The 12178-nt window shown below is 69.7% G+C and carries 10 protein-coding genes; 7 read left to right on the plus strand and 3 right to left on the minus strand.

Features of this window, described 5'->3' with window-relative positions; genetic code table 11:
• Nucleotides 1-66: 66 nt before the first annotated feature.
• The gene (locus tag OL599_RS00595; protein ID WP_264711646.1) at nucleotides 67-822 is read left to right on the plus strand and encodes an SDR family NAD(P)-dependent oxidoreductase; all 756 of its coding nucleotides are present in this window, start codon (nucleotides 67-69) and stop codon (nucleotides 820-822) included.
• Here the strand turns inward: OL599_RS00595 and OL599_RS00600 are convergent.
• The gene (locus OL599_RS00600) at nucleotides 819-1823 is read right to left on the minus strand and encodes a C-terminal binding protein (RefSeq protein WP_264711647.1); all 1005 of its coding nucleotides are present in this window, start codon (nucleotides 1821-1823) and stop codon (nucleotides 819-821) included. The genes OL599_RS00595 and OL599_RS00600 overlap by 4 nt on opposite strands.
• An 80-nt stretch (nucleotides 1824-1903) precedes the next feature.
• Between OL599_RS00600 and OL599_RS00605 the strand changes: the two genes are divergently transcribed.
• The gene (locus OL599_RS00605) at nucleotides 1904-3448 is read left to right on the plus strand and encodes an acetolactate synthase large subunit (RefSeq protein ID WP_456306670.1); all 1545 of its coding nucleotides are present in this window, start codon (nucleotides 1904-1906) and stop codon (nucleotides 3446-3448) included.
• A 38-nt stretch (nucleotides 3449-3486) separates the two neighbouring features.
• Here OL599_RS00605 and OL599_RS00610 read toward each other — a convergent pair whose 3' ends face one another.
• Together OL599_RS00610 and OL599_RS00615 are read right to left on the minus strand one after the other, a co-directional pair.
• Nucleotides 3487-4392, minus strand: coding sequence for an EamA family transporter (locus OL599_RS00610; RefSeq protein WP_264711648.1), 906 nt, complete (start codon nucleotides 4390-4392; stop codon nucleotides 3487-3489).
• Between the two features lie 9 nt (nucleotides 4393-4401).
• On the minus strand, nucleotides 4402-5844 hold the full coding sequence (locus OL599_RS00615) for an amidohydrolase family protein (RefSeq protein ID WP_264711649.1): 1443 nt from the start codon (nucleotides 5842-5844) through the stop codon (nucleotides 4402-4404).
• Nucleotides 5845-6206: 362 nt separating this feature from the next.
• Between OL599_RS00615 and araD the strand changes: the two genes are divergently transcribed.
• The 5 genes from araD to OL599_RS00640 all read left to right on the plus strand — a co-directional run bounded on the left by araD (nucleotide 6207) and on the right by OL599_RS00640 (nucleotide 12178).
• Nucleotides 6207-7934, plus strand: a complete 1728-nt coding sequence (gene araD, locus OL599_RS00620; RefSeq protein WP_264711650.1) for an L-arabinonate dehydratase — start codon at nucleotides 6207-6209, stop codon at nucleotides 7932-7934.
• Between the two features lie 27 nt (nucleotides 7935-7961).
• Nucleotides 7962-8993 (plus strand): threonine aldolase family protein, encoded by a 1032-nt coding sequence (locus tag OL599_RS00625; RefSeq protein ID WP_264711651.1) that lies wholly within the window; start codon nucleotides 7962-7964, stop codon nucleotides 8991-8993.
• A 68-nt stretch (nucleotides 8994-9061) separates the two neighbouring features.
• Nucleotides 9062-9751: an SIMPL domain-containing protein gene (locus tag OL599_RS00630; protein ID WP_264711652.1), complete on the plus strand. Its 690-nt coding sequence runs from the start codon at nucleotides 9062-9064 to the stop codon at nucleotides 9749-9751.
• Nucleotides 9752-9825: 74 nt separating this feature from the next.
• Nucleotides 9826-10773 (plus strand): aldolase/citrate lyase family protein, encoded by a 948-nt coding sequence (locus OL599_RS00635; protein ID WP_264711653.1) that lies wholly within the window; start codon nucleotides 9826-9828, stop codon nucleotides 10771-10773.
• A gap of 100 nt (nucleotides 10774-10873) precedes the next feature.
• Entirely contained in the window at nucleotides 10874-12178 is a 1305-nt protein-coding gene (locus tag OL599_RS00640; RefSeq protein ID WP_264711654.1) for an aspartate aminotransferase family protein, read from the plus strand.

The raw sequence follows: 12178 nt of genomic DNA on the forward strand, positions 1-12178 counted from the left end.
TCTCATTCCCCTCGTTCCCGGGCAGGCTAGCGGCGGCGCCGGCAGGCGCGCAACCGGGAGACGGATATGGCGGAACGACGTGTTGTGATCGTAACCGGCGCGGCCAGCGGCATCGGCGCCGCGGTGTGCCGCAAGCTGGCGGCACCGGGGGTGGCGCTGCTGGTACACACGCGGCGCAACGAGGCGGGGGCCGCACGCGTGGCCGAAGCGGCGCGCGCCGCCGGCGCAGAAGCCGAGGTGATGCTCGGCGACCTCGCCGATCCGGCGGTGCCGGAGGCCCTGGTGGCCGGCGCCGTGGAACGGTTCGGCGGGCTGCATGTGCTGGTCAGCAACGCCGGCTTCGCCGACCGCACGCGACTGGACGGCATGACCGACGAAGCCTTCGCCCGTTCGCAGGACGCGATCCAGTGGGGCTTCCTGCGGCTGGCCCGCGCCGCCCTGCCGCATCTGCGTGCCGGGCAGGATGCGCGGGTGGTGGCGGTCAGCAGTTTCGTCGCGCATGCGTTCCGTACCGATGTGACGCTGTTTCCGGCCTCGGCCGCCGCCAAGGCGGGGCTGGAGGCGCTGGTGCGGGCGCTGGCGATCGAACTGGCGCCGGACCTGGTGACGGTGAACGCGGTGGTGCCCGGCTTCATCCGCAAGGACCCCGGCACGCATGCCGCCATGGACCCGGCCGTCTACCAGAAGCAGATGGCCAGCATCCCGCTGGGCCGCCCGGGCCTGCCGGACGAGGTGGCGGCGGCAGTCGCGTTCCTCGCCTCAGCCGACGCCGCCTACATCACCGGCCAGGCGCTGCACGTGGACGGCGGGCTGGTGATCTAGAAACTGTCGGGCGGAATCACATTCTGTGGCGCTCCGTTCAGCAACGCGGCCGCCATCGTCTCGGCCGATTTGCGGCGGATGTCGTCCCAGGCCTCCGGCGTGTGGAAGGCGGAATGCGGGGTGATGATCAGCCGCCCCTCCAGCCATTCCTCGCGGGCACGGTAGGCGCGCAGCAGGTCGGGCACCGGCTCCGGCGGCGGCTCGACCGGCAGCACGTCCAGGCCGGCGCCAGCGATCTGGCCGTCGCGCAGCAGCACCTCCAGCGCGCCCAGGTCGATGATCGGGCCGCGCGCGGTGTTCACCACCACCGCGCCCTGCGGCAGCAACGACAGCTCGGCGAGGCCCAGCATGCCTTTCGTCTCGGGCGTCAGCGGTGCGTGCACCGACAGCACGTCGGACTGCTGCAGCAACTCCTGCAGCGTCCTGGCCCGGCCGATGCCCAGGGCCAGATCCGCGCCGTTCGGGCGGTAGGGGTCGTAGAACACCACCTTGAAGCCCAGCGCCTTCGCCCGCAGCGCCGCCGCGGTGCCGATGCGCCCCAGGCCGATCACGCCGAAGGTCTGCACGGTCAGCCGGCGGACCAGCGGCGTGTCGATGACCGACCACGGGGCCGGCGGGGTGCGCCGCTGTGCCTCGTGATGCAGGAGCAGCCCGCGGCGCAGCGCCAGCGTCAGCGCGATCGCGTGGTCGGCCACTTCCATCGTTCCGTAGTCCGGCACATTGCAGATCATGATGCCCTGGGCGGCCGCGGCGGCGCGGTCGATGCGGTCGTAGCCGACGCCCATGCGCACGATCGCCCGCAGCCTGGTGAAGCGGGCGAGTTCGGCGGCCGGGGCGAAATGGCGGAACAGCATCAGCCCGTCCGCTTCGGCGCAGTCGGCTTCGCTCAGGTCGGCGAGGCTCGTGGCGTCGCGCGTAACGATACGCACATCCGGGCCGAACACCGCGCGCTCCACGCTGTCGTCGGCATACATCGCCTCGGAATAGAGAATCGTTGTCATGGCGCGTCGTCGGCTCCGCTGCTTGCGCGGGCGCAGATGCTCGCGCAGTCTGGGAGCTTGGGTAACAAGATGGAGTCGGGATGTCCATGAATGGGGCGGAGAGCCTGGTGCATACGCTGCTGGCCAGTGGCGTCGATACGTGTTTCGCCAATCCAGGCACCAGCGAGATGCACTTCGTCGCTGCGCTGGACCGAGTTCCGGGCATGCGCTGCGTGCTCGGCCTGTTCGAAGGCGTGGTGACCGGTGCCGCCGACGGCTATGCCCGCATGGCCGGCAAGCCCGCCGCCACCCTGCTGCATTGCGGCCCGGGCCTGGCCAACGCCCTGGCCAACCTGCACAACGGGCGCCGCGCCAACACGATGATGGTGAACTGCGTCGGCGACCAGGCCACGTATCACCGGCCGCTCGACGCACCGCTGACCGCCGACACCGAAGGCTTCGCGCGCGGTGTCTCCGGCTGGGTGCGCACCGCCACGCATGCCGAGCATGTGGGCGCGGACGCGGCAGTGGCGGTGCAGGCGGCGCAGACCTCGCCCGGCCAGATTGCCACGCTGATCCTGCCCTCCGATACCTGCTGGAACCCCGGCGGCGTGGTCGCCAAACCGCTGCCCGTGCCGCCGGCGCCGCAGGCGACGCCGCACGCCATCCAGACCGCCGCCCGCATCCTGCGCAGCGGCGAGAAGGTGCTGCTGGTGCTGGGCAATGGCGCCCTGCGCGCCGGCGCGCTGGCCGACGCCCACCGCATCGCCGCCGCCACCGGCGCCGACATGCTCGCCCAGGGCTCGAACGGCCGGATCGAGCGCGGCATCGGCCGCCACCCGATCAACCGCGTACCTTATCCCGTGGACCAGGCGGTCGAGCGCCTGAAGGGCGTGCGCCACGTGATTCTGATCGGCGCCATCAAGCCGGTGATCTTCTTCGCCTATCCCGGCAAGCCCGGCAGCCCCGTGCCGGCCGACGCCAATGTGCACGTGATGACGCGCCCCGAACACGACCAAGCATCGGCGTTGGCAGCCCTGGCCGAGGAACTCGGCGCCGCCCCCGTGCCGGCGCCCGACTACGGCGCCCGTCCTGATCCCGCGAAGGGCGCGGTCAGCAGCGAAGCCTTCGCCCAGTCGCTCACCGCCCTGCTGCCGGAGAACGCCATCGTCGCCGACGAGAGCGTCACCTTCGGCCGCGCCATCTACCCGAACACCCACGGCGCCGCGCGCCACGACTGGCTGTCCGTCACCGGCGGCGCCATCGGCGGCGGCATTCCGCTGGCCACCGGGGCCGCGGTTGCGGCACCGGGCCGGCGCGTGGTGAACCTGCAGGCCGACGGCTCGGCGATGTACACGATCCAGGGGCTGTGGACCCAGGCACGCGAGAAGCTCGACGTCACCACGGTGATCTTCTCGAACCGCAAATACGCGATCCTGCTCCACGAACTGGCGAACGTGGGCGCCAACCCCGGCCGCACCGCCCTCGACATGCTCGACCTGGGCAGCCCGGATCTGGACTTCGTGAAGATGGCCGCCGGCATGGGCGTCGAAGGCGCCCGCGCGACCACGATGGAACAGTTCAACGACCTGTTCACCCAATCCACGACCCGAAGCGGGCCGTTCGTGATCGAGCTGATGATCTGAACAGAAGGAAGGCCAGAGGCGCTGCCCCCTGGCCTTCCCTACCGCCCGCTCAGGATCAGTACCACGCTGCCGACGACCAGGACGAGACCGGCGACGTCCCAGCGGCGGGTTTTCTCTTTCAGGTAGAACCGGCTGAAAATCAGCGTGAACACCATCTCCACCTGACCGACCGAGCGCACCAGAGCCACAGGCGCCAAGGCGAAGGCGGTCCACCAGCAGGCTGAGCCGAGGGCGGACAAGGTGCCGACCCAGGCCGAGCTGCGCCATGTCGTGAAGGTCGCACGCAACTGGGCCGGTTCGCGCCAGGCGAGCCAGGAGCCTTGCATCAGGGTCTGCAGCACGTTGGTGATCACGAGCGAGAAGACCGCCTGCAGGATCACGTCGTTCGGGCCGAGCGCGCGGTTGGCTTCCTTGATGCAGATCGAGGTCAGGGCGAAGCAGAAGCCGGCGCCCAGGCCGCACAGGGCGGCGGGCTGGAATGTGGCGGCGAGGAATTCGCCTGGCTTCAGGCCACGGCCGGCGAGCGACAGCACGAGCACGCCGCCCACGCCGATGCCGATGCCGATCCAGGATTGCAACGTCAGCACCTCATCCAGGAGGATCCAGGCCGCGATGGCGCCCTGCACGGCCTCGGTCTTGGCGTAGGCGGTGCCGACGGCGAAGCTGCGGAAGCCGAACGCCATGATCAGCAGCGACGTGCCGAAGATCTGCAACAAGCCGCCGGTGACGCAGGCGAACAGAAAGCGCCAGTTGGGATCCGGCATCGCCTTGCCGGTGATGATCATCACCACCGCCAGCATCAGGATGCCGGTGGGGATCGCATACATGTAGCGCACGACGCCCGCGGCATTCACCGACAGCACGCTGCGCAGCTTCTGCTGCAGCGCCGTCCGCCAGGTCTGCACCAGGGCAGCCGTCAGCGTGATGGGAATCCAGAGGTCCATGCGGCCGGATCAGTGCCGCGCCTTGCCCCAAAGGGTCGGTGGCTCGGCCAGCGCGGCGCGCAGGCCGGCCCGGTCCAGCATCAATCCGGTTTCCGCCTGGGCGGCGTCGAGGATCTCGTTGGTGTCGACATGGGCGACAGCGCGGGCACGCATCAGGATCCGGCCGTCGACGATGACCGTGTCCACGTCCTGGCCGTTGGCGAAACAGACCACGCGCCACACCGGCATGTTCAGCGGATACAGATGCGGCTTGCGCAGATCGACGGTGATGATGTCGGCCTTCTTGCCGGCCTCCAGGCTGCCGACCTCGTGGGCGATGTTCAGGCCGCGCGCGGCGTCGATGGTGACCATCTCCAGCAGCTTGCCGGGCGGCATCAGCCGTTCGTCGCGATGCTGGCGCTGGTGCAGGCGCATGCACTGGAACATGTGGCGGAACATGTCGGTGCTGCGGTCCGGCGCGGTGCCGTCCGAGCCGAGCATCACGTTCACGCCGCGGTCGAGCAGGCGCGGCACCGGGCAGTAGCCGCGCACCGAAGCGATGGCCGAAGGATTGTGTACGATGCTGGCGCCATGCCGGGCGGCGGCCTCGATGTCCGCGTCGGTCAGGTCGGTGGAGTGCGACATGGTGGCGTCGGGGCCGAGCAGGCCGAACATCCTGTCGGCCATGTCCAGGCTGCCGCTGTGGTGGCCATCCTGATGGAAGATCAGCCCGTGCTTGCGGCCCAGATCGCGCACCAGCCGGCCCTGGCGAGCGATCAGCGCGACGGCGACGGGATCGTGCTCCGCCTCGGCATAGACCGGCATCAGGGTGGCGACCCCGATGCGGCCGCGGCCGTGGCAGGTCTCGATCAGAGCCTCGATCGTCTCCAGCTGCCGCTCGAAGCTGACGGGGTATTCGTGGCGGACGCCCCCCTCCCAGCTTGCATAAACGCGGGGATGCGGCGGGCGCGTGGGACCGACGGCGACGATGTCGCGGATGCCGATTTCGGTCACGCCGCGGCAATGCGCGATGCCATGGGCCAAGTCGTCGGTGCGCAGGATCGAGTCGCCGCCGCCCAGCAGCGACACGCCGGTCGTGACTCCGAACATCAGGCGCTCCAGGGCTGCGAGCCGGGCCTCCGCGTGCCAGAATTCGGGCGTGGAGGCGGTCGTATAGATGACGCGGCAGGCCTCGCTCCAGGCCGCGGAGTCGCCGCCATGCAGGGTCTTCACCAGGCCGTGCCCGGCATGGGCATGGCCGTCGATCAGGCCGGGCAGGATGGCGTGGTGGGTGGTGTCGATGACCTGGCGCGCGGTGTAGGCGGCTTCGATGTCCGCGCGCGGGCCCACGGCCAGGATGCGGTCCGCGGCGATGGCAACCGCGCCGTCGGCAATGACGCGGCGGGCCGGATCGACGGTGATGACCGTGCCGCCGCGCAGCAAGATGTCGGCGGTCGCCGGGGGCGCACTCACTGAACGGTCGCCAGGCGCAGTGGCGCCAGAAGCGTCAGAGCTGCGACCACGTAGCGCATGCGGAACCCCATTCTTGCTGCGCCAGCGTAAAGGGGCGATCCCGGTCGTCAAGGAGCGTGGAGGGGCGTAAGGCCAAGCAAGGCAAGGTGACACGGAGGGCCACAGAGGACACGGAGAAGGAAGCGAATGGCGCTGCGCGCGAAGCGCCTCATCCTTTTTCTTTCTTCTCCGTGTCCTCTGTGGCCCTCCGTGACCTCTGTGTCACCTTCCCTTTTGCCGCCCCGCCGGCGTCTGCCGACACGGGACTTGCCCCCGGCGCAGCGGCGATGCACCCTCCGCGGAAATGGAAGGATATCGCTACCATGGCCCGTAAGACCCCGGAAGAGCTCCGTAGTCACCGCTGGTACGGTGTCGCCGACCTGCGCAGCTTCGGGCATCGCAGCCGCACCAAGCAGATGGGTTATGCGCAGCAGGACTGGCAGGGCAAGCCGGTCATCGGGATCCTCAACACCTGGAGCGACCTCAACCCCTGTCACCAGCATTTCCGCATCCGTGCCGAGGAAGTGAAGCGCGGGGTGTGGCAGGCCGGCGGCTTCCCGCTGGAGATCCCGGCGCTGGCCTTGCCCGAGAACTACATGAAGCCGACCACGATGCTGTACCGCAACCTGCTCGCCATGGAGGTGGAGGAGATCGCCCGCTCCATGCCGTTCGACGGGCTGGTGCTGATGGGCGGCTGCGACAAGACCACGCCGGCCATGGTGATGGGCGCGCTGTCCATGGACCTGCCCTGCATCTTCATGCCCGCGGGCCCGATGCTGCGCGGGTTCTGGAACGGCCACACGCTGGGTTCCGGCTCGGATAGCTGGAAGTTCTGGGACGAACTGCGCGCCGGCAACATCACCGAGAACGACTGGCAGGGCGTGGAGGACGGCATCGCCCGCAGCTGGGGCACCTGCATGACCATGGGCACCGCCAGCACCATGACATCGGCCACCGAGGCGCTGGGCCTGGCGCTGCCGGGCAGCTCGTCCATTCCCGCGGCCGATTCCAACCACGCCCGCATGGCCACGGCCTGCGGGCGGCGGATCGTGGAAATGGTGTGGGATGACATGAAGCCCACGGCCTTCCTGACCCAGGCGAGCTTCGACAATGCCGTGAAGGTGGCGATGGCCATCGGCGGATCGACCAACTCGATCGTGCACCTGATCGCCATGGCGCGGCGGATCGGCGTGGGGCTGGACCTCGACCGGTTCGACGCATTGTCCCGAGCAACGCCGCTACTGGCCAATATCCGCCCGTCCGGCAGCACGTATCTGATGGAGGATTTCTACTACGCTGGCGGATTGCGGGCGCTGATGGAGCGGCTGGGCGACCTGCTCGACCGCTCGGCGATGACCGTGTCCGGCAAGACGCTGGGCGAGGGTATCGCCGGCGCCAAGGTGTTGAACGACGACGTCATCCGCCCGCTCGACAGCCCGCTGAAGCCGGAGGGCGGGCTGTCCGTCTTGCGCGGGAATCTGTGCCCGGACGGCGCGGTGATCAAGCACAGCGCCGCCGACCCGCGCCTGCTGCAGCACACCGGTCCGGCGGTCGTCTTCGAGGACTACAATGACATGTCCCGGCGGCTGGACGACCCCGATCTGGAGGTGACGCCGGACAGCGTGCTGGTGCTGCGCAACGCGGGCCCGATCGGCGGGCCGGGCATGCCGGAATGGGGCATGCTGCCGCTGCCGAAGAAGATCCTGAAGCAGGGCGTGCGCGACATGGTGCGCATCTCCGACGCCCGCATGTCCGGCACCAGCTACGGCACCTGCGTGTTGCATGTGGCACCCGAAAGCGCGGTGGGTGGCCCATTGGCCCTGGTGCGCAGCGGCGACCTGATCACGCTGGACGTGGCCGCGCGCAGACTGACGCTGGAGGTGAGCGAGGCCGAGCTGGCCACCCGCCGCGCCGCCTGGACCGCCCCGGCGCCGCATTACGTGCGTGGCTTCGGCCGGCTGCACGCGCGCGAGGTGACACAGGCGAACGAGGGATGCGACTATCGCGTCCTGGAAGGCACGGCGGCGACGGCGGAACCGGAAATCCACTGACGCGACCCTCTATCAAGGAACTCGGCCATGGACCGCATCGACCTGCGCTCGGACACCGTCACCCTCCCGTCCGACGCGATGCGGGCCGCCATGGCCGCGGCCCCGGTGGGGGACGACCAGTATGGCGAGGATCCATCGGTCAACCGGCTGCAGGAGCGGGTGGCCGGGCTGCTTGGCAAGGAAGCGGCGCTGTTCGTGCCCAGCGGCACCATGGCCAACCAGATCGGCCTCAAGCTGCTGACCCGCCCTGGCGACGAGGTCGTCGTCGGCGAGGAGGCGCATATCGTCTGGCACGAGGCCGGCGCCTCCGCCGCCAATTCCGGCGTGCAGTTCACCGTGGCCGGCAAGGGCGGGCTGTTCACCGCCGCCGATTTCCGCTCGGCCCACAAGCCGGCGGGCCATATCGTGTTCCCGCCGACCACGCTCGTGGTGATCGAGAACACGCATAATCGGGGCGGCGGCGTCATCTTCCCGCAGGACGAGGTGGTCGCCATCTGCCGGGACGCAAGCGCGCTCGGCGCCGGCACCTATCTCGATGGCGCGCGGCTGTTCAATGCGGCAGTGGCAACGGGGCGCTCGCTCGCCGAACTCGCAGCGCCGTTCGATGTGGTCTCGGTGGCGCTGTCCAAGGGCCTCGGCTGCCCCGTCGGCAGCCTCGTCGCCGGAACCAGGGAGGCCATGCAGCGCGCCGTGCGGGCGCGGCGGATGTTCGGCGGCGCCATGCGCCAGTCAGGCATCCTGGCGGCGGCCGGGCTGCACGCGCTGGACCGTGGCCTGGACCATCTGGCCGAGGACCACGCCAATGCCCGCAGACTGGCCGAACGCATCGCGGACACCAAGGCGGATATCGATCTTGCCACCGTGCAGACCAATATCGTGATCTTCCGTCTGCCGCCGCCGCTGCCCGATGCCGCCACGGTGGTGCGGCGGGCGCAGGAGCAGGGTGTCCTGGTTTCGGCCTTCGCACCGCGCACGATCCGTGCCACCACGCATCTCAATGTCACGTCGGCCCAATGCCGGCATGCGGCCGACGTCCTCGCCAGGATCCTGGCGCCGTAGGCGGTGCCTTCGCTTCGCCACACCAGCGCGCCACGGTGTCCACAGTCGACCATCGTTGCGAGGGCCCCATGAAGACGTTCGGCACGAAGACGTTCAGCACTCTGGCCATCCTGGCCGCACTCGTGCAGCCCGCCGCCGCCGACACGCTGCTGCGCCTGTCGGAGACCGCGCATGTTGCCGTGCCCCCGGACCAGATCGTCGCCACACTGCGCGCCGACGGCGCCGCGGCCACGGCGGCCGAGGCACAGGCGCGGGTGAACGCGATGGTCGGAAAGGCGCTGGACGAGGCAAGGAAGGTGCCGGGCATCGCGACCAGCACTGGGTCGTATCAGGTGTGGCAGCGCACGCAGCCGAGCACGCAGTGGAATGCCGGCCAGACGATCGCGCTGAAGGGCAGCGACGGGGCGGAGATGCTCAAGCTGGTGGGCCGGCTGCAGGGGCAGGGCCTGGGGCTGGAGCAGCTCGCCTGGCAGGTCTCGCCCGAGAAGGCCCGCAAGGCGCAGTCCGAGGCGACGAAGATCGCTCTCGGCGCGCTGCGCGCCCGGGCCGAAGAAGCGGCCGGCATCCTTGGCCTGCGCTTCGTGTCGTTCCGCGAGGTGCGCCTGGACGGCAGTCGCCCCTCCCCGCCGATGCCGCGGGCCATGGCCATGGCGGTCGCAAGCGCCGCCCCGATGCCGCCACCGCGCGCCGAGGCTCAGGATGTCGACATCCAGGCGAGCGTGGAGGCCGACGCGGTGCTGGTGCCCGCCCAGCCCTGACCCCGCCATTTCCCCCGCACCGGAAGCTGCTAGCGTTGCGGTAACGGCGGCGCAACCGTGGGGAGGGAACGACCGTGGCAAACCGGATCAACCGGGCCATAGAGCTGCTGGGGCAGAACGTGGCGATCTACTATGATGGCCCGCACACCGGCCACGTCCTGACGCACGCCCAGGGATGCGAAGATGCCCAGACCTGGGCCGACTACATCAATGTCGGCATGGAACACGGCGCGTTCGACATGGCCGGCCTCGCCGAATACATGCGCGGGCTGGTGGATGGCGGCCCCACCCGCTCCGGCCACCGCACGCCCGCGGTCATCGTCGAGGCGCCGGTGAACGGCACGGACGAGGCCAATGTGCGGTTCAACGCCTGGCAGTTCCGCCAGATCCTCGGCCGCGGCGTGCACGGCGTCCTGCTCTGCCAGGCCGAATCTGCCGAGGCCACGCGCGCCTTCGTCGAGGCCTGTCGCTATCCGCACCACGCCGCAGGCGTGGACCCTGCCCTGCCCTCGCCGCTCGCGCGCATGCAGGGCGCGGGACGCGGCGTGCCTTCCGCCACGACCCTGCTGGGTGTCGGCACGCGCGGCCGCGGCTCGGAGGCAACCGCCGCCGCGATCTGGGGGATCTCCGAGCAGGACTACCTGGCCCGCGGCGACACCTGGCCGCTTAATCCACAGGGCGAGCTGCTGCTGGGGGTGAAGATCGAAAGCCCGGAGGGCGTGGCCAACTGCGAGTCGATCATCGCCGTGCCCGGCATCGGCTTCGCAGAGATCGGCCCCGGCGACCTCGGCCTGTCGCTCGGCTACGTCACCGTTCGCAACGACCCATACCCGCCGGAAATGCAGGCAGCGCGCGACCGTATCCTCGCCGCATGCCGGAAGCACAAGGTCGCGTTCCTGGAAGCCTGCACGCCCGCGAACATCGCCGCCCGCATCGACGAAGGCGTGCGCGTCGTGGCCGGCCACCGCCAGGACACTGCCGCCATCGGCCGCGCCCACCAGAAGCGCCGCATGGCGGTGTGATCGCAGGAAACGTGATCGATGAAAGCTGCCATCGCGACCGGTGGACAGCGTCCGGCTTCGGGATGATCATTCCGTCAACACGCAGGAAAGCGAGGATCGCATGACCGCGAACACACGCAGTGATGTCGAACTGGGCCTCATCGAGACGGCGAAGCGGGTTCTGCCCGCCGGCGGGTTCGGCAATTTCGCGCCCGAGGTGATCATCCGCGCCGGCCGTGGCGGCCGCGTCTGGGACGAGAGTGGCAATGAATACGTCGATTTCCTGCTGGGCTCCGGCCCGATGCTGGTCGGCCATGCCCATCCCGAGGTCACCGCGGCGGTGCAGGCGCAGCTGCCGCAGGGCACGACATTCTTCGCCAACAACCGCCACGGCATCCTGCTTGCACAAGCTATCGTCGCGGCCATGCCCTGCGCCGACAAGGTCCGCTTCGTGACCAGCGGCACCGAGGCCGACCTTTATGCCATGCGCGCCGCCCGGGCATTCCGCAAGCGCGACAAGATCCTGAAGTTCGAGGGCGGCTATCATGGCATGAGCGACTACGCGCTCATGAGCCTGGCCCCGAAACGCCCCGGCAACTCGCCGCAGCCGATTCCGGATTCCGCCGGCATTCCGCGCAGCGTGCAGGACGAGATGCTGGTCGCCCCGTTCAACGACCTGGATGCCGTCGCCGGCCTGATCGCCACGCATCACGACGCGCTCGCCGGCGTCATCGTCGAGCCGTTCCAGCGCCTGATCCCGCCCGCGCCGGGTTTCCTGCAAGGGCTGCGCAAGCTGACGGCCGAGCGCGGCATTCCCCTGATCTTCGACGAGGTGGTGACAGGCTTCCGCTTCGCCTATGGCGGCGCGCAGGAATATTACGGCGTCACGCCCGACCTGTGCACGCTGGGCAAGGTCATTGGCGGCGGCTTCCCGCTGGCAGCCGTTGCCGGGCGGGAGGAGATCATGGCCCATTTCGACCGCAGCCTGGTCGGCGATGACGGCTTCCTGATGCAGATCGGCACGCTGTCCGGCAACCCTGTTGCCGCCACGGCCGGGCTGGCGACGCTCGAGATCCTGAAGCGCCCCGGCACCTATCAGCAGCTGTTCGCAACCGGCCGCGCGCTGATGGAAGCCCTGTCGGAAATGTTGATGCGTGCCGGGCTGCCGGCACAGGTGATCGGCGAGCCGCCGCTGTTCGACGTCGTGTTCACGGATGGCGAGATCCGCGACTACCGTGACACGCTGCGCGGTGATGCCGGCCTGCTCCGGCGCTTCAACGCGCTGCTGCGCGAGCGCGGCATCATGAAGGGCGAGTCGAAATACTATGTCTCGCTCGCCCACACGGCCGAGGACGTGCGGCATACCTGCGACGCCTGGGCGGCCGCCATCGATGTGCTGGCCGCGGCGCGGGCAACCGCGGGCTGA

Origin of the sequence: Limobrevibacterium gyesilva (assembly GCF_025989185.1) — a bacterium.
Taxonomy (GTDB): Bacteria; Pseudomonadota; Alphaproteobacteria; order Acetobacterales; family Acetobacteraceae; genus Limobrevibacterium; species Limobrevibacterium gyesilva.